15 protein-coding genes are annotated in these 18339 nt (G+C 69.2%); 5 read left to right on the top strand and 10 right to left on the bottom strand.

Features of this window, described 5'->3' with window-relative positions; genetic code table 11:
* Positions 1 to 2 precede the first annotated feature (2 nt).
* Positions 3 to 869: a class I SAM-dependent methyltransferase gene (locus CFREN_RS05075; RefSeq protein WP_209653405.1), complete on the top strand. Its 867-nt coding sequence runs from the start codon at positions 3 to 5 to the stop codon at positions 867 to 869.
* Here the strand turns inward: CFREN_RS05075 and CFREN_RS05070 are convergent.
* The 5 genes from CFREN_RS05070 to gatC form a co-directional block, all read right to left on the bottom strand.
* Positions 866 to 1897, bottom strand: coding sequence for an ATP-dependent 6-phosphofructokinase (locus CFREN_RS05070; RefSeq protein ID WP_035123519.1), 1032 nt, complete (start codon positions 1895 to 1897; stop codon positions 866 to 868). The two genes, CFREN_RS05075 and CFREN_RS05070, sit on opposite strands and share 4 nt — an antisense overlap.
* An 80-nt stretch (positions 1898 to 1977) precedes the next feature.
* The gene (locus tag CFREN_RS05065) at positions 1978 to 3393 is read right to left on the bottom strand and encodes a DHA2 family efflux MFS transporter permease subunit (RefSeq protein ID WP_209653407.1); all 1416 of its coding nucleotides are present in this window, start codon (positions 3391 to 3393) and stop codon (positions 1978 to 1980) included.
* Positions 3394 to 3450: 57 nt separating this feature from the next.
* The gene (locus CFREN_RS05060) at positions 3451 to 3639 is read right to left on the bottom strand and encodes a hypothetical protein (RefSeq protein WP_209653409.1); all 189 of its coding nucleotides are present in this window, start codon (positions 3637 to 3639) and stop codon (positions 3451 to 3453) included.
* 49 nt (positions 3640 to 3688) lie between these two features.
* Positions 3689 to 5209 carry an Asp-tRNA(Asn)/Glu-tRNA(Gln) amidotransferase subunit GatA gene (gene gatA, locus CFREN_RS05055; RefSeq protein ID WP_244979543.1) on the bottom strand — a complete coding sequence of 507 codons (1521 nt, stop codon included), beginning with the start codon at positions 5207 to 5209 and terminating at the stop codon, positions 3689 to 3691.
* A gap of 2 nt (positions 5210 to 5211) precedes the next feature.
* Positions 5212 to 5511, bottom strand: coding sequence for an Asp-tRNA(Asn)/Glu-tRNA(Gln) amidotransferase subunit GatC (gene gatC / locus CFREN_RS05050; protein WP_070522850.1), 300 nt, complete (start codon positions 5509 to 5511; stop codon positions 5212 to 5214).
* A 276-nt stretch (positions 5512 to 5787) separates the two neighbouring features.
* On the opposite strand from gatC, the gene CFREN_RS05045 reads away from it, so the two are divergent.
* From CFREN_RS05045 to CFREN_RS05035, 3 genes are all read left to right on the top strand, one after another.
* A complete protein-coding gene (locus CFREN_RS05045; RefSeq protein ID WP_209653411.1) occupies positions 5788 to 6450 on the top strand; it encodes an ACT domain-containing protein in 663 nt (220 codons plus the stop codon).
* A 174-nt stretch (positions 6451 to 6624) separates the two neighbouring features.
* Positions 6625 to 7551: a bile acid:sodium symporter family protein gene (locus tag CFREN_RS05040; RefSeq protein WP_070522845.1), complete on the top strand. Its 927-nt coding sequence runs from the start codon at positions 6625 to 6627 to the stop codon at positions 7549 to 7551.
* A gap of 63 nt (positions 7552 to 7614) precedes the next feature.
* A complete protein-coding gene (locus CFREN_RS05035) occupies positions 7615 to 9981 on the top strand; it encodes a glycogen/starch/alpha-glucan phosphorylase (RefSeq protein ID WP_209653413.1) in 2367 nt (788 codons plus the stop codon).
* A gap of 87 nt (positions 9982 to 10068) precedes the next feature.
* Here the strand turns inward: CFREN_RS05035 and ligA are convergent, their stop codons facing one another.
* Entirely contained in the window at positions 10069 to 12177 is a 2109-nt protein-coding gene (gene ligA, locus CFREN_RS05030) for an NAD-dependent DNA ligase LigA (RefSeq protein ID WP_209654712.1), read from the bottom strand.
* Positions 12178 to 12244: 67 nt separating this feature from the next.
* A complete protein-coding gene (locus CFREN_RS05025) occupies positions 12245 to 14482 on the bottom strand; it encodes an MMPL family transporter (RefSeq protein ID WP_209653415.1) in 2238 nt (745 codons plus the stop codon).
* Between the two features lie 240 nt (positions 14483 to 14722).
* Here CFREN_RS05025 and CFREN_RS05020 point away from each other — a divergent pair, with 240 nt between their 5' ends.
* Positions 14723 to 15409: a 3'-5' exonuclease gene (locus tag CFREN_RS05020; protein WP_209653417.1), complete on the top strand. Its 687-nt coding sequence runs from the start codon at positions 14723 to 14725 to the stop codon at positions 15407 to 15409.
* A gap of 4 nt (positions 15410 to 15413) precedes the next feature.
* On the opposite strand, the gene CFREN_RS05015 is transcribed toward CFREN_RS05020, so the two are convergent.
* From CFREN_RS05015 to CFREN_RS05005, 3 genes are read right to left on the bottom strand one after another with little or no spacing between them, the layout of a single operon-like run.
* Positions 15414 to 16199, bottom strand: a complete 786-nt coding sequence (locus CFREN_RS05015) for an ABC transporter ATP-binding protein (RefSeq protein ID WP_209653419.1) — start codon at positions 16197 to 16199, stop codon at positions 15414 to 15416.
* Positions 16196 to 17233, bottom strand: coding sequence for a FecCD family ABC transporter permease (locus CFREN_RS05010; RefSeq protein WP_209653421.1), 1038 nt, complete (start codon positions 17231 to 17233; stop codon positions 16196 to 16198). The genes CFREN_RS05015 and CFREN_RS05010 overlap by 4 nt, the downstream gene beginning before the upstream one ends.
* A gap of 43 nt (positions 17234 to 17276) precedes the next feature.
* Positions 17277 to 18320, bottom strand: coding sequence for an ABC transporter substrate-binding protein (locus tag CFREN_RS05005; RefSeq protein WP_209654714.1), 1044 nt, complete (start codon positions 18318 to 18320; stop codon positions 17277 to 17279).
* Between the last annotated feature and the right edge of the window lie 19 nt (positions 18321 to 18339).

Below are 18339 nucleotides of genomic sequence, written 5' to 3'. Positions count from 1 at the left end.
CCATGCCCGGTCCCAGCGATCATCCCCCGATTCCGCCGACGTCGCGGGCGGCGATGCCCGTGTTCCGCGATGGCGCGCATCGCCGGGTCGGTGCCGGGGCCTTCGGCGAGGGGCTTTCCGACGGCGACGCGGCACGCTACGACGACGTGCGCCCCGGGTATCCGCAGGAGGTCGTCGCCCTCGTCGGCGCCGGGGTCGGCGCAGGGACCACTGACGCAGGGACCATTGGCGCAGCGCTCGATGTTCTCGACGTCGGTGCGGGCACCGGCAAGCTCACCGCCGCGCTGGTGGCGTCCGGCCATCGGGTCACCGCCGTGGAACCCGGCGCGGAGATGCTCGCCGCCCTGGGGCGCGCCTGCCCCGACGTCGCGCGGGTGCGGGCCACGGCGGAGGCCACGGGCCTGGCGGACGGCTCGTTCGACGCGATCACCTGCGCGCAGACGTGGCATTGGGTCGACGTGCCGGCGGCGTCGGCGGAGTTCGCGCGGCTGCTGCGGCCCGGCGGGCGGGTGGTGTTGACGTGGAACACCCTCGACGTGCGGGTGCCGTGGGTGCACCGGCTGACGCGCATCATGCACGCCGGCGACGTGCAGAAGCCCGGCTTCGTCCCCGACGTCGCCGCCCCGCTGCGCATCACCGACGAGCTGAGACTGGAATGGGAGCAGCTTTTGACGCCGGAGCAGATCGTCATGTTGGCCCGCACCCGGTCGTACTGGCTGCGGTCGGCGCAGCGGACGCGGGAAAAGGTCGAGGCGAACCTGCGGTGGTATCTGCATGACCACCTGGGGTTCGCCTCGGATGACGTGGTGCCGCTTCCCTACCGGTGCGACTCCTTCGTGTTGGAGGTCGCCGGGCACGGGGGCGCTTAGCCGAACAGCGCCTTGGCGGTGGCGTAGCGGCGGGGCGGCACGACCTTGAGCTCGGCGACGGCGTCGTCGATGTCGATGCGCTCGATGTGCTCGCCGCGCAGGGCGACGATCTTGCCGTAGTCGCCTTCGTGGACGGCGCGGGTGGCGTGGACGCCGTAGCGGGTGGCCAGCACGCGGTCGTAGGCGGTGGGGGTGCCGCCGCGCTGGATGTGGCCGAGGACGGTGGTGCGCACGTCGTAGCCGGTGCGTTCCTTGATTTCGTTGCCGATGACCTGGCCGATGCCGTTGAAGGTCTGGTGGCCGAACTGGTCGATGCCGCCTTCCTCGTACCGCATGGTGCCTTCCTTGGGGGTGGCGCCTTCGGCGACGACGATGATGCCGTACTTTTCGCCCATCTGGAACCGGCGTTCCATGGACTTGCAGATGACGTTGATGTCGAAGGGCTCTTCCGGAATGACGATGTAGTGCGCGCCGCCGGCCATGCCCGCGTGGAGGGCGATCCAGCCGACGTGGCGGCCCATGACCTCGACGATCATGACGCGCTCGTGGGATTCGGCGGTGGTGTGCAGGCGGTCGACGGCTTCGGTGGCCACGGCGACGGCGGTGTCGAAGCCGAAGGTGAAGTCGGTGCCGTTGACGTCGTTGTCGATGGTCTTGGGCACGCCGACGACGGGCACGCCGTTGTCCGACAGCCACTTGCCGGCCTTGAGGGTGCCTTCGCCGCCGATGGGGATGAGGGCGTCGATGCCCGCGTCGGAGAGGTTTTCCTTGATCCGGTCCAGGCTCGACGTGAGGATGTCGGGGTGGACGCGGCCGGTGCCGAGCATGGTGCCGCCGCGCAGCAGCATCTTGTCGATGTTCTCGTCGTCGTAGAGCTGGACCCTGCGGTCTTCCATCAGGCCGATCCAGCCGTCTTCGAAGCCGACGACGGTGGAGCCGTATTCGGAGCTGGCGGTGCGCACGATGGCGCGGATGACGGCGTTGAGACCGGGGCAGTCGCCACCGGAGGTCAGGGTCGCGATTCGCATGATCTCCACAATAGCGACGACCGGGCGTCACCGCGCTTCGGGCGGCGGGTGCCTGGTTCCCCTCCGTGTCGGTGCCCGCTTTACGACGCCCCGACGTGGGATTCGCGGGGTCGGGTGAACCCGGACACCGCGACGAATCCGATGCACAGAACCGCCGCATGCAGCAGCAGCGACCGGCCGAAGACGGCGGCCCCGGCCCCGGCCGCCTGCCCGACTTCGATGAACGCCGCGGTGGCGGCCGCGCCGAAGACCGCGCCGACCTGTCGGGTGGCGTTGTAGACGCCGGAGCCCGCGCCGGCGATGCGGGTGTCCAGGCCGCGCAGGGTGATGGTGGAGTTCGGCGCCCACACGAAGGCGTTGCCCACGCCGAGGATGAGGACCACGACGGCGATGGCCGCCGTGGGCACCGAGTCGCGCAGGACGGCGAACATGGCCACGTGGCCGACGATCATCGAACCGAAGCCGATCATGGACAGTCGGTTGGGTTTGGTGCGTTCGACCATCGACCCGACCCACGGCGCCAGCACGCCCGACAGCAGGGCCATCGGCGCCACCAGCAGCCCCGCCTGGAAAGCGGTGAGGTGTTCGTGGGTTTGCACGTACAGCATGATCGGCAGCGCGTTGGCCGCGGTGGCGAAGGCCATCGTCGCGATGGACAGCGCTCCCCGGGCGAAGTTCGGGTCGTCGAAAAGCCGAAGCGGAACGAGCGCCTCCACCCCGCGCGACGGAGCCGTGGCCTGCAGTCGCACGAAGATGACGAACAGCACCGCGGAGCCGCCCAGCAGCGCCCAGATCCACGGGGCCCAACCGGCGTGCTGGCCCTGCTGCAGGCCGAAGACGAGGCCGACCATCGCCAGCGTCGACACCACGATGCCCGGGATGTCGAAGCTGCGCGACGTCGACGGCAGATCCGGCACCCACGTGGCAACCAGCACCAACGACAGGATGCCGAAGGGAATGTTGACGAAGAAGATCCACTCCCAGCCGACGGAGCTGGTCAACGCGCCGCCGAGCAGCGGGCCGGTGAGGGTGGCCAGGCCCGCGACGGTGCCCCACCAGCCCATCGCCTTGCCGCGGCGCTCCGGCGGGAAGATGCGGGTGATGATCGCCAACGTCTGCGGCCCGATGAGAGCTGCGCCGAGCCCCTGGGCGAAGCGGGCGAGCACGAGCGATTCGATCGACGCCGCCATGCCGCACCACAGCGACGACAGCGTGAAGATGACCATGCCGACCTGGTAGACGCGCTTCTGCCCGAATTGGTCACCGAGGCGGCCGGTGACCAGCAGCGGCACCGCGTAGGCGAGCAGGTAGGCCGACGTCACCCAGATCGCGGCGGAGTATTCGGCGTCGAGCTGGTCCATGATCTGCGGCGTGGCCACCGCGACGATCGACTGATCCAAGAGGTTCATGAAGAACCCGACGCAGAGCGCGAACAACGCGAGATACGCCTGCTTGGGCGGCAGATGATGCTGCGCCGGCATCGACTCATCCCGCATGTGACCGCCTTTCGCTTCCGTGCCCCGTGCGTCCATCGCAGTGATGCTACGCGACGGCTACTCCCCCGTTGCCGCCGCCGGCTCCCACCAACCTTCTTCGCCGCGAGACGGCGCCTCCAGGATCCGGCGAACGTCGTCGGCGGGACGATCGTCGATCTCATGGCCGGACGGACCGGCCGACTTTCGCCCGCGCGTGCGGTGGCCACAGACGACGAAACCGCCGCCCCGGGAAGGGACGGCGGTCATCGTCACCCGCGGGGCGACCCCGCGCGGGCGACCAGATCTGACGAGAAGATCAGGCCACCGGGCCGCGGACCTTCTCGTAGGCGGCGCCGACCTTGTACAGGCGGTCGTCGCCGTGCCGCGGCGCCATGATCTGCAGGCCCACCGGCAGGCCGGTGTCCGGGGCCAGGCCCGACGGCACGGACATGCCGCACATGCCGGCCAGGTTCAGCGGCAGGGTGCACAGGTCGAACATGTACATGCTCAGCGGGTCATCGACCTTCTCGCCCAGCTTGAACGCGGTGGTCGGGGTGGTCGGCGAGATCAGGACGTCGACCTCCTCGAAGGCGCGCTCGAAGTCCTGCTGGATCAGGGTGCGCACGCGCTGCGCCTGGACGTAGTAGGCGTCGTAGTAGCCGACGGACAGGGCGTAGGTGCCGATGATGATGCGGCGCTTGACCTCGTCACCGAAACCGGCGGCGCGGGTCATGGCCATGACCTCGTCGGCGGAGCGGGTGCCGTCGTCGCCGACGCGCTGGCCGTAGCGCATGCCGTCGAAGCGGGCCAGGTTGGAGCTGACCTCGCACGGCAGAATCAGGTAGTAGGCGCTCAGGGCGTGGTCGAAGTTCGGGCAGTCGACCTCGACGACCTCCGCGCCGGCCCCCTTCAGCTTCTCGACGGCCTCGTGGAAGCTGTCCAGCACGCCCGCCTGGTAACCCTCGGTGCGGTCGAACTGCTTGACGACGCCGACCTTCATGCCCGTCAGGTCGCCGCTGGCGCCCTCCCTGGCGGCGGAGACGACGTCGGCGATGGGCTGATCGGTGGAGGTGGAGTCGCGCTCGTCGTGGCCGGCGATGACCGCGTGGAGCAGAGCGGTGTCCAGCACGGTGCGGGCGGTCGGACCACCCTGGTCGAGCGAGGACGCGCAGGCGACGAGACCATGGCGGGAGACGGTGCCGTAGGTCGGCTTCACGCCGACGGTCGCGGTCAGCGCGGCGGGCTGGCGGATAGAACCACCGGTGTCGGTGCCGATGGCCAGCGGAGCCATGGCCGAGGCCAGCGCGGCGGAGGAACCGCCGCCCGAGCCGCCGGCGGTGCGCTCGACGTCCCAGGGGTTGTGGGTCGGGCCGTACGCGGAGTTCTCCGTCGACGAACCCATGGCGAACTCGTCCATGTTCGTCTTGCCCAGGATCGGGATGCCCGCGGCGCGGAGCTTCTCGGTGACCGTGGCGTCGTAGGGGCTCATGTAGCCCTCGAGCATCTTCGACGCGCACGTCGTCGGGGCGTCGACGGTGGTGAAGACGTCCTTCAGCGCCAGCGGCACGCCCGCCAGCGGCGACGCCGGGGCCTCGCCCGCGTCGAGGGACTCGTCGACGGCCTTCGCGGCGGCCAGGGCCTCCTCGGCGCCGATGTGCAGGAAGGCGTGGATGTCCCCGTCGACGGCGGCGATGCGGTCGAGGAACGCCTGGGTGACCTCCACGGAGGTCAGCTCGCGGGCGTGGATCTTCTCGGCCAGTTCCGCGGCGGTCAGACCCAGGATCGGGTCGTCGGCGACGGCGGTGAACAGCTTGGCGTTGGCGGCGTTGTCGGCCATGATCACTCCTCCTCGCCCAGGATCTGCGGAACCTCGAAACGCTCGTCCTCGACGGAGGGCGCCTGGTCCAGGGCCAGCTCGGCGGTCAGCGTGGGCTTGACCACGTCCTCGCGCATGACGCCCGACAGCGACGACGGGTGGCTCATGGGCTCGACGTCCGCGGCGGCGACCTCCTGGACGTCCTGGACGTGGTTGATGATGCCGTCGATCTGACCGGCGAACTCGTCGAGCTCGGCGTCGGTCAGAGCCAGGCGGGACAGTCGTGCGAGGTGGGCGACCTCGTCGCGCGAGATTGCGGGCACGCGTGACCCCTTTCGTTGTCTCCGGGTTTTCCCCGAACAGGTTAGCCGCTGCGGCGGATTCGTCGCCGTGCGGGGTCGACACGGGGTCGTCGCGTGGTTGGCGCGGCGCCGTTACTGCACCGTCGCGGCACTCGACCCGACGTTTCAGCAGTGGTGCAACTCACATTCCCGTGGCGGGTGACGGCCATGTACCCTTGTGATCCGTCTTGACCATACCGGCCGGCGTCACCCGGGATCGCCCCTGGTGGCGGCCGCCACGAAAGGTTCCCGTAACCCATGTCCTATCTCTTGCGAGTGCAAATCCCCGACGCCCCGGGCTCTTTGGGCCTGCTGGCGGCGGCGCTCGGCGACACGGGCGGGGACATCCGTTCCGTCGACGTGGTGGAGCACGGCGCCGACGGGACGGTCGTGGACGACATCGTGGTGGAGTTGCCCGGCGGCAGCCTGCCGGACACCCTCATCAGCGCGGCGCAGTCACTCGACGGAGTCGAAGTCGATTCGATTCGCCCGTTTTCCGGGTCGGTCGACCGCCGCGGCCAGATCGCGATGCTCGCCGACCTGTCGCGGCACCGCAATCAGCCGCAGCGCGCGCTGGGCGAGCTCGTCGACGGCCTGCCCCGCACCATGACCGCCGGCTGGGCGCTGGTGCTCGGCCACTCCTCCGGCGGCACGCGCCGCGTGGTCGCGTCCATGGCCGCCCCCGCCGATGACGGCCGCACGCTGTCCGAGCCGCCGGTGGATTCCGCGCGCCGCCTCGACGTCGACAACGAGCAGTGGATTCCCCCGTCGTGGACGCTCATGGAGTCCTCCCTCGCCGCCGCACCCATGGGCAAGGGCTGGACGCTGGTCATCGGCCGCCCCGGCGGCCCGGACTTCCTCCCGTCGGAGGTCGCCCACCTCGGCCGCATCGGCGACATCGTCGGCGCGATCCTGGACTAGAGTCGCCACGCCGGAACCGCCGCGCCCGAGCCACGGGCATGGGGCGCACGACACAAAAGGCGACCAAGTTTTCGTTTTTCACCCACAACCACCCTCGACGCGAATACCATCCCCCGCAAAACCATGTGCCCGTCATCGGCGGGTGCCGCAAGCCAAGGGGAAGGTCGTCGACGCATGCAGGACAGCCCGGTCATCGCCATCGGATTGCCGGTGGCCCTCGCGGTCATCATGGTGGGCATCGGGCTGAGCCTGACGCTCGCCGACTTCCGGGAACAGGCCCGCACGCCGCGGGCCACCATCATCGGCACGCTCGGCCAAGTGTTCCTGGTGCCCGCCATCGGCATCGCGGTGGCGCTGGTCATGGACCTTCCGCCGATCATGGCGCTGGGCCTCGTCCTCGTCGCCGCCTGCCCCGGCGGATCGACGTCGAACCTGGTCACCTACCTGGCGCGCGGCAACGTCGCCCTGTCGATCATCCTCACCGTCGTCGCATCGCTGGTGATCATCGTCACCCTGCCCGGCTGGCTCGACGTCGCGGGCCGCATTCTCCCCGGCGCCACCGAACTCTCCGTCTCGGTGCCGCTGGGCCAGACCTTCGGCCTGCTCATCGGCATCATCCTCATCCCCGTGGCCATCGGCATGGTCATCCGCGCCAAGAAGCCGGAACTCGCCGCCAAGCTCGAGCGCGGCATGTCCGTTTTCGGCGCGCTGGTCCTGCTGCTGGCCATCGGCGCCGTCGCCGTCGACCTCGGCGGGGAGATCATCGACATGACCATCGTCACCGGCCCGGCCGTGCTCGTGTTCAACATCGCCGTCATTCTCGTCGGCGGCGCACTGGCGTGGATCGCCCGCGTCGACCGCGCCTCCCAGCTGGCGCTGGCCGTCGAATACGGCATCAAGAACTCCACCCTCGGACTCGTCATCGCGCTGACCGTCGTCCGCGACGAGGAATTCGCCGTGCCCGCCGCCGTCTACTCCATCGTCATGTACGTCACCGCAATCGCCGTCATCGCCATCGGACGCCGGATGATCGCCACGTCGGCGTCGCAAAGCAACCCCGACCGGAACGCTCGGCGCGAGACCGACCGCATTGCGGGGTAATGTCGGAGTCCGCCTGCGTCCACCGACGCCCGCCCACCCCCGCAATCGGAGATCCAAAGCCCCATGACGAATTTCACTGATCGCCTCGCCTCCCACGTGCGCGCCGAATCCGGCCGCACGCCCGAAGCCTCCTCCGAGATGGAATTCTGGTCCGGCATGTCCCGCGTCGTCGTCGACCACCTCGCCGACGATTGGGAAGCCACCACCCGCGCCTACGCCGCCACCCGGCAGCAGCACTACTTCTCGGCAGAATTCCTCATGGGCCGCGCCCTGCTGAACAACCTGCTCAACCTCGGCCTGGTCGACGAAGCCGAAGAGGCGGTCGCCGCCTACGGCAAGAACCTCACCGACATCCTCGAAGCCGAGCACGACGCCGCGCTGGGCAACGGCGGCCTCGGCCGACTCGCCGCCTGCTTCCTCGACTCCTGCGCCACCCAGGACCTGCCGGCCACCGGCTACGGCATCCTCTACCGCTACGGCCTGTTCAAGCAGACCTTCGAAGACGGCTTCCAGGACGAACACCCCGACCCGTGGATGGAAGAGGGCTACCCCTTCGTCGTCCGCCGCGAGGACGAGTCCCGCATCGTGCGATTCGACGACCTCACCGTCCGCGCCGTCCCCCACGACATGCCGATCACCGGCTACGGCACCGACAACGTCGGCACCCTGCGCCTGTGGAACTCCGAGCCCATGCGCGAGTTCGACTACGACGCCTTCAACTCCCAGCGCTTCACCGACGCCATCGTCGAGCGCGAACGCGTCCACGACCTGTGCCGCGTGCTCTACCCCAACGACTCCACCTACGAGGGCAAGGTGCTGCGCGTCCGCCAGCAGTACTTCTTCGTCTCCGCCTCCCTCCAGGCGATGATCGACTCCCACCTGGACAACCACGGCTCCCTCGACTCCTTCGCCGAGTACAACTGCGTCCAGCTCAACGACACCCACCCGGTGCTCGCCATCCCCGAACTAATGCGACTGCTTCTCGACGAGCACGGCCTCGGCTGGGACAAGGCCTGGGACATCACCTCCAAGACCTTCGCCTACACCAACCACACCGTGCTGGCCGAGGCCCTGGAGACCTGGGAATTCTCCATCTTCGAGCGCCTGTTCCACCGCGTGCTCGAGATCATCCAGGAAATCGACCGCCGTTTCCGCCTCGACCTCGCCGAGCGCGGCATCGACCACGGCACCATCGACTACATGGCGCCGATCTCCAACGGCTTCATCCACATGGCCTGGATCGCCTGCTACACCGCGTACTCCATCAACGGCGTCGCGGCGCTGCACACCGAGATCATCAAGCGCGAAACCCTCGGCGTGTGGCACGACATCTGGCCGGAGAAGTTCAACAACAAGACCAACGGCGTCACCCCGCGCCGCTGGCTCAACCAGTGCAACCCGCGCCTGCCGCAGCTGCTGACCCGCCTGTCGGGATCCGACGACTGGGTCACCGACCTGGACAAGCTCGCCGAGCTGGAGAAGTTCGCCGACGACGAGGACGTCCTGCGCGAGGTCATGGCCATCAAGCACGGCAACAAGGAAGACTTCGCCGCGTGGATCAAGGCCCGCCAGGGCGTCGAGATCTCGCCCGACGCGATCTTCGACTCGCAGATCAAGCGCCTCCACGAGTACAAGCGCCAGCTGCTCAACGCCCTGTACATCCTGGACCTGTACTACCGCATCAAGGACGACCCGGAGTGGGACGTCGTGCCGCGCGTGGCCATCTTCGGCGCGAAGGCGGCCCCGGGCTACGTCCGGGCGAAGGCGATCATCAAGTTCATCAACTCCATCGCGGACCTGGTGAACAACGACCCGGAGATCGGCGACAAACTCAAGGTCGTGTTCGTCGAGAACTACAACGTCTCCCCCGCCGAGCACATCATCCCGGCCACCGACATCTCCGAGCAGATCTCCACGGCCGGCAAGGAGGCCTCGGGCACGGGCAACATGAAGTTCATGATGAACGGCGCCCTGACCCTGGGCACCCTCGACGGCGCCAACGTCGAGATCGTCGAGGCCGTCGGCGACGACAACGCCTACATCTTCGGCGCGAAGGAAGAGGAGCTGCCGGAGCTTCGCAAGACCTACGACCCGCGCGCGGTCTACGAGTCGGTGCCGGGCCTGAAGCGGGCGCTGGACTCCCTGATCGACGGCACGTTCTCCGACGGCGGATCGGGCATGTTCCACGACCTGCACCACTCGCTGCTCAACTCCCCCGGCTACGAGCCGGCCGACGTGTACTACGTCCTGGGCGATTTCACCGACTACCGCGAGACCCGCGACCGCATGGCCGAGGACTACCGCGACGAGCTGAAGTGGGCGCGCATGTGCTTCCTGAACATCATCCGTTCGGGTCGCTTCTCCTCCGACCGCACCATCCGCGACTACGCCGACGAGGTGTGGAAGATCAAGGCCACCCCGATCAAGTAGTTCGGATCACAAGTAGTTCGGATCGACTGGTCCAGACGAAAGCCGGGCCCCGCATCTGCGCGGGGCCCGGCTTTTCGCGTCTTGACGTCACTCGGCGGAGTCGGCCGAGCGGATCGCCGCCGCGCCGTCGGCAAGCAAGCGGTGGAAACCCGCCTCGTCGAGGATCGGCACGCCCAGCTCCTCGGCCTTCGTGGCCTTCGAACCCGCGTTGTCGCCGACGACGACCACCGAAGTCTTCTTCGACACCGACCCCGCCGCCTTGCCGCCGCGGACGAGGATGGCCTCCTTGGCGCTGTCACGGGTGAAATCCTCCAGCGACCCCGTCACCACGACGGTCAGCCCCTCGAGGACCTGCTCGGGACGATCGGACACCTCGTCGACCATCCGCACGCCGGCGGCCTCCCACTTCTCCACGACCTCGCGGTGCCAGTCGACCGCGAACCACGCGATGACCGAATCGGCGATGATCCCGCCGACGCCGTCGGTGTCCGCCAACTCCTCGCGCGACGCGGCGCGGATGGCGTCCATCGACCCGAACCGCTGCGCCAGGGCGCGGGCGGCGGTCGGGCCGACGTGACGGATGGACAGGCTCACCAGCACCCGCCACAGCTCGCGGGACTTCGCGGCCTCGATGAAGTCGAGCAGCTTCCGGCCGTTGGCGTTGAGGGTGCCGCGCGCGACGCCGTCGTCGCCGACCTTCTTCTTCGCCGCGGTGGTGTACACCTCCGTGCGCTCGAGGTCGGCGGCGGTGAGGGCGAACAGGTCGCCTTCGTCGGAAAGCACGCCGCGGTGAATGAGGTCGGCCGCGCCGCGCTCGCCCAGGTGCTCGATGTCGAAGCCGCCACGTGACGCCAGGAACTCGACGCGCCGCCGCAGCTGCCCCGGGCAGTACCGGGTGTTCGGGCAGCGCCAGTCGGCGTCGTCCTCCTTCGCCGGCGCCAGGCGGGTGCCGCATTCGGGGCACAGCGTCGGGTAGATGAATTCCCGCTCGGTGCCGTCGCGCACGTCGGCGACCGGTCCGAGCACCTCCGGGATGACGTCGCCGGCCTTGCGGATGGTCACCCGGTCGCCGATGAGCACGCCCTTGCGCTTGACCTCGGTGGGATTGTGCAGGGTGGCCATCTCGACGGTCGAACCGGCCACCGTCACCGGGCGCATCACGGCGTACGGGGTGGCGCGGCCCGTGCGGCCGATGGACACGCGGATGTCCAGCAGCTCGGTGGTGACCTCCTCCGGCGGGTACTTGAACGCGATCGCCCACCGCGGCGCCCGCGACGTCGCACCCAGCGCGCGCTGTTCGGCCAGCGCATCGACCTTCACCACCAGGCCGTCCATCTCATGCTCGGCGTCGTGTCGGTGTTCGCCCCAGTACAGGACGCGCTTGACGACGTCTTCCGGGTCCTCCACCTTCTCCGTGTACGGCGACACGTGGAGGCCCCAGGCCGCCAGCGCCAGGTACGCGTCGTGCTGGGTCTCGGGCCGCCACCCCTCGACGTGGCCGATGCCGTGGCAGATCATCGCCAGCGGACGCTTGGCCGTCTCCGCCGGGTCCTTCTGCCGCAGCGAACCGGCCGCGGCGTTGCGGGGATTGGCGAAGGTGCGCTGACCCGCCGCCGCACGGTCGGCGTTGAGCCCGTCGAACTCGCCGACGGGGATGTAGACCTCACCGCGGACCTCGAGCACGTCGGGAATCGGGTACTCGTCGGAAAGCTCGAGTTCATGCGGGATGTCGGCGATGGTGCGGGCGTTGGCGGTGACGTTCTCGCCGACGCGGCCGTCGCCCCGCGTCGCCGCCCGGACCAGGCGGCCGTTTTCGTAGATCAGGTCGATGGACAGGCCGTCGATCTTGAGTTCCGTCAGATAGGCCGATGCCGGAGTGCGGGCCAGCCAATCCCGCAGCTCCGCCTCGTCGAAGACGTTGTCCAGGCTGTACAGGCGCTGGAGGTGCTCGACCGGCTCGAAGGCCACCCCGTCGGCGGGTGCGTCGACGCGGGCGCCGACCTGCTGGGTGGGGCTGTCCGGCACGGCGAGCTCCGGATGCTCCGCCTCCATCTGCTGCAGCCGGCGAAACAGCGCGTCGTATTCGGCGTCGGAGATGACCGGCTGGCCGGTGTAGTACTTCGCCGAATGGTCGCGGATCTCTGCCGCCAACTCCTCCCACGCCCGCCGCACCTCGGGGGCGGGGGCGTCGGACAGTGGATCGCGCGCGCTGTCGGGGGTGGAGTCGACGATGTCTTCGGTGGGATCGGTCACGGCGCCGATTCTAGGCGGTCGCGCGGATCGCCTTCCCGTCGTCCGCCGGGGCCTCCGACTTCGCCGGGACGATCGGCCACAGCGCACGGTCGCCGATGAGACGCACGATGGCGGGGACGAGCAGCGGGCGCACCACGAACGTGTCCAGCAGAATGCCCAACGCCATGGCCAGACCGAACTGGTACAGCTCGCGGATCGGCTGCGTCATTAGCACCGAGAACGTCGCCGCCAGGATGAGGCCGGCCGAGGACACCACCCCGCCGGTGCGCACCAGCGACGTCCGCAACGCCTCGCGCATGCCCGAATGCGCCAGCTCCTGCCGCACGCGCGACATGAGGAAGATCGTGTAATCCACGCCCAGCGCGGTGAGGAACACCAGGATGTAGGCGGTGACGCGATTGCCGATGCCCGAGTCGCCCTGCAGGGTCACCGCGATGAACGTCGTCAGGCCGACGGTGGCCACGAACGACAGCGCGAGCGTGGCCACCAGGTACGCCGGGGCGAGGATGCTCCGCAGGAGCAGCCCCAGAACCAGGCCGATGATGCCGAGGATCAGAGGAATGAGCAGCAGCGTGTCCGACTCCAGGGCCGAACGGATGTCCGTGGAAGTGGCCGTCTCGCCGGTGGCGGCGACCTCGACCTCCTCCACCCCGGCGTCGGCCAGGGCGTCGCGGGCGGCGTCCTCCAGCGCGGGCAGCGAATCCATCGCCTCCGGCTCGTACGGGTCGACCGCGAGGATGACGTTCAGGCGCCCGGCATCGCCGGACTCCGCCACGTCGCGCTCGCCGGCGGTGGCCCGCGCCACCGTGTCCGGCAGGCTGTCCGGCAACGCCCCGGCGGCCGACTCGAGCGCTGCGGCGTCGATGCCCCGGCCCTCGACCAGCAGAGTCACCGGCGCGATTTCGCCGACGCCCAGTTCTTCGGCGATGACCTGCTGACCGGCGGCGGAATCGGTGTCCACGCGGAAACCGGTGAGGAAGTTGTACGACTCCTTGTAGCCGACCAGGCCCGCCGACAGGACGACGAGCAGGGCCAGCGCACCGGCGAGCACGGCCTTCGGGCGTGCGTCGACGAACGACGAGACCTTCTCCCACAAAGGCGAATCCACCCGTCGCAGGGCGCGCTGCTCGCCGCCGGGCCAAAACACCGAACGGCCGGCGACCAGCAGCAGGGCGGGCAGGAACGTCGCGGCGACGACGGCCATGGAGCCGACGCCGATGGCCAGGTACGGGCCGAAGCCCTGCAGCGACGGAGAGGACGTGAACAGCAGGGCCATCATCGCCAGGATGATCGTGCCCGCCGACGACGCGAGCACCTCTCCAGTGCGGCCCATCGCGGCGACCATCGCGCCGTGGGGGTCGCGGGGACGACCGGCGTCGCGGTCGGCGGCCAGCGCCTCGCGGTAACGGGCGTTGATGATCAGCGCGTAGTCGGTGCCCACGCCGAACAGCAGGACGGTCATGATCGACGCGGTCTGCGAGGAAATGACGATGGCGCCGGCGTCGGCGAGCAGGGCGCCGACCGATTCCGCCAGGCGCATGGCCACGCCGACGGCGACCAGCGGCAGGATCGCCATCACCGGCGAGCGGTAGACCGCGATGAGGATGACGAACACCAGCAGGATGGTGCCGAACAGCAGCACCCGGTCACCGGAGGCGAAGACCTTCACCGTGTCGGTGGCGATGCCCGCCGGGCCGGTCAGGTGCGTCGTCGCCCCCTCTGCGGCATCGGCGGCGACGTCGGCTGCGGCTGTGCGCATGGCGTCGACGCCGTCGCGGAACTCCTCGGTCGTCGGATCGCCGACGACGGGCACGATGAGCGACCGGGTGCGGCCGTCGTCGGAACGCGTGCCCTCCTCCCCCGCGGGCATGCAATCGCGGCCGGGGCGCAGTCCGGACCCCGTCTCCGCGCAGGACGCCGAGATCGGCGCCAGGGTCCGGTCGCCCGCGGAGTCGCGGAAATGCGCGGTGACCGCGGCCGCGGCATCGCCGGCCGCCTTCTCGCTGCCCGCCTGCACGGTGATGATCGCCGGCAGGACGTCGTCGCGGCCGGGGAACTCCTCGCGCAACCGCTCTTCGGCCATGACCGACGGGGAATCGGCCGGGGCGCCGTCATCGCCGGCCGCCTTGACGTCGTCGATGCCGGGGGCCATCGCCGCGAGGACCCCGACCAGCAGCACCCAGGCGACGATCACCGCCCAGGCCCTCTTCTTCGTGCCGAACGCGGCACGGAGGAATGACTCGTACATGGGTGGGACACCTTTCGAAATCAATCGCGTCGACATCAGTCGCGCCGAAACGGAAAACGAATGTTATCGACGCACCGTCGATAACTTCGACAACGACATTAGGCGATCCCCCATCCGAAGCCGAACGCTGCACCGCGGCAACCACCCGACCGTGGGGAATCGCGCCCCCTCCGCCGACCCCTCCGTCGACCCCTCCACCCGGGCCGCCCCGAATCCGGGGACCCGTTTAAAGTGGTGCCCATGACCACCTTCGACGCGGGCAGGATGTTCGCCTTCGACCTGGAGACGACGGGTACCGACCCGCACGAATGCCGGATCGTGACCTCGGCGCTGGTCCGCATCGACGGGGGTCCGCCGCAGACGGAGGAATTGCTCGCGGATCCGGGAGTGGAGATCCCCGAGGGCGCCGCCCGGGTGCACGGCATCACCACCGAGTACGCCCGCGAGCACGGCCGCCCGCACGACGAGGTCCTGGCCGACACCATCGCGGCCATTCGGCGGGCATGGAGCGACGGACTGACGCTGGTGGCCTACAACGCCGCCTACGACCTGACGGTGCTGCGCTCACGGCAACCGGATTTCACCGTCGACGGCCTGGTATTCGACCCGCTCGTCATCGACCGCGCGCGGGACACGCACCGCAAGGGCAAGCGCACGCTGGGAAACGTGTGCGAGCACTACCGGGTCCGCCTGGACAACGCACACGAGGCCACCGCCGACGCCCTGGCCGCCGCCCGCCTGGCCTGGGTGATGAGCAAGAAGGTCTGGCCGGACCTGGCCGAGATGGACGGCGACGAGCTCATGGAATACCAGGCCGTGTCCCACTTCGAATCGCAGTCCTCGTTGCGGGATTGGCTGGTCGGCCAGGGCCGCGACGTGTCCGATTTCCGCATCGGCGGCTGGCCCATCGACGAACCGGAACGCTGAGCCCCTACAGCGACTCGATGACCAGGTGCGGGCGCGAGGATTCCTCCGGCCGCACCACCAGGCTCTCCACGGCGAAAGCCTCCCGCACCGCCTCCGGCGCCAACACATGCGCCGGATCCCCGTCCCGCAGCACGGCACGGTCGTGGAGCAACACGACCCGATCGAAGTGCGCCATGGCCAGATCCAGGTCGTGGATGTTCGCCACGACCGTCCGACCGGAGCCTCGCAGCACCTCGATCAGGTGAATCTGATGGTGCACGTCCAAGTGGTTGGTCGGTTCGTCGAGAAGCAGCAGCCCGGTTTCCTGCGCCAACCCCCGGGCCAGCACGACCCGCCGCACCTGGCCACCGGACAACTGATCGCACATCGCATCGGCCCGGGCATCGACGCCCATGAGCTCCAGCGCCTCCCGCACGGCCGCATGTTCGGACTTGCCGCCGAGATCCCACGGATTCATGTGCGGCAGGCGGCCGAGTGCGACGAATTCCGCGGCGGTGAGCTCCCCGGGCGGACGCTCATCCTGCCCCACGAAGCCCACCAACCGCGCGCGCTCCCGCGGACGCATGCCGGCGACGTCGCGACCCCCGTACAGCACCCGTCCGGAAGCCGGCGGGGTGATCCCGGCCAAGGCGCGCATCAGCGTCGACTTGCCGATGCCGTTGACGCCGACGATGGCCGTCAGCGAGCCGGGCGTGGCGGTGAAGGTCACGTCCGACAGCAGGCGGCGCCGCCCCACGTCGACGGCCACCGACTCGACTTCGAGGATCGCGGCGTTGCTCGACCCGCTCATGACTGTCCTCCAAAACGGTATCGGGAACGGCCCATCAGCAGCAGGAACACCGGGGCGCCGATGACGCCCGTGACCACTCCCAGCGGAATCTCCTGCGGCGGCGCGATGAGACGGGCCAAGACGTCCACCCACAGCAGGAACAGCGCGCCGCCGAACACGGCGACGGGAATGACCCGGCGATGAACCGACCCCACCACGAGACGGGCGAAATGCGGGATGACCAGGCCGACGAAGCCGATGCCACCGGCCACGGCCACCATCGCGCCGACCAACAGCGCCTGCACCGCGAACAGCCCCTTGCGCAGCAGTCCGACCCGCACGCCCAGGGCCGCCGCGGTTTCGGGGCCCGCGGACAGCGCGTCGAGGCGCGGGCTCAACATGAACATCAGGATCACCGCGGGCACGAGAACGAGCAGCGGCAGCAGCAGCCGGTCCCATTGCGCCCCCGACACGGACCCGAGCATCCAGAACAGCACCGACTGCGCCGAGCGGGAATCGGGTGCCTTGAACACCAGCAGGCTCGCCACCGCCGAGAACGCCGATGACAGCACGACGCCCGACAAAATCAGCCGCAGCGGGGTGATGCCGCCCTGCAACATCGTCACCAAATACACGGTGGCGGTGGCCGCGATCGCGCCGACCAACGCGCCACCGGACAACGCCCAGATGCCGAAACTGGAAAACGCCCCCAGGGTGATCACGGCCGTCGCACCGACGCTCGCGCCCGAGGAAATGCCGAGCAGATAGGGGTCTGCCAACGGGTTGCGCACCAACGTCTGCATGGCGACGCCTGCCATCGCCAACCCCGCGCCGACGATGATCGCCATCAGCCCGCGGGGCGCGCGCAGCTCCCACACGATGTCGTTGACGGCGCGGTCGGGGTGCACCGTGCCCGAAAACTGGGCCGCGAGCACCGACCACACGTCCGACAGCGAGTAACTCACCGAACCGAACGTCAACGACGCGACGAAGCTGACGGCGGTCAGCGCCGCCAACAAAAACACGAGAAGCGGCGTCGCCGCCTTGCTCCGCACTTTCGAAAACCTCGCTTTTCTCCGGTGTCCCGTAGCGTCGCGGCTACCGGGTGATGTACTCCCGTCCGTCCAGGCTCTCGGGCAGCGTCATCGCCGGCTCGATGTCCGACTCCGGCACGAGGCCGAACTTCTCGAGTCCCTTGCGAACGTGCTCGGCGGCGTCGATGTTGAGCGGCGAGGACACCCACATCGAGTAGTTGAGGTTGATGAAGCGGTCTTCCTTGACCGCCGGCAGGTCGCGGGTCAGCGGGTGGTTCTTCAGGATCTTGATCTTGTCCTCCAGCGACTGCCCCTCGTAGTCGACGAACACGAAGGCGTCGGGGGCGTCGGCGGCGAGGGACTCCCAACCGACCTGCACCCAGGAGTCGGCGAGGTCCTCGGCCTGGTTGCGGGCGCCGGCGGCCTCGATGATCGCTTGAGGCGCGCCGAACTTGCCGGACGTGAAGATCGCGTCGGTGCCGGAGTCGAAGACGAACAGGGTGGGGGTCTGCTCCGGCTGCGGAGCGTCGTTCAGCTTCTTCAGCCGGTCATCGATGTCGTCGATGACGGATTCGGCCAGCTCGGAGTCGCCCGCGATCGCGCCGATGTTGCGCAGATCGATGTCCAGCGCCTCCCACGGTTCGACGAGACCGCGGTGGTCGGTGCCCTCCTGTCGGCAGGACTCCGTGAGCAGGTACGTGGCGATGTCGCGCTGGTCCAGCAGGTCCGGCGTCACGCCGAGGCCTTCCGACAGTCCGTAGTTCCAGCCGGCGAAGTAGATGTCGGGCTGCAGCGACACCACCTGTTCGAGCGTGGGCTGCTTGTCCGAAATCACGTCGAAGCCGTCGATGACGTCGGCACCGTACTTGGCGGCCAGGGTGTCGTGGGCCTTCCCGATCGACGCCACCGCGGACAGGTTGTCGCCCGCACCGGCGGCGAGGGCGATGGAGATGATTCCCGAGTCGTAGGCCAGCATCGACGGATCGGCCGGGTAAGTCATCTCCTCGCCGCAGTTTTCCACGGTGACGCTGCCGTCGGCGTTGACGGTGCCGCCGTTGGCGTCATCGGCGCCGTCGGTCCCGGAGCAGGACACCAGAAGCAGGGCCATCGAGGCGGCGATGGCGGCG

Source organism: Corynebacterium freneyi (assembly GCF_030408835.1).
GTDB classification, from domain to species: domain Bacteria; phylum Actinomycetota; class Actinomycetes; order Mycobacteriales; family Mycobacteriaceae; genus Corynebacterium; species Corynebacterium freneyi.
The sequence above is the reverse complement of the archived record's forward strand: the minus strand, read 5'-3'. Positions and strand labels throughout refer to the sequence as shown.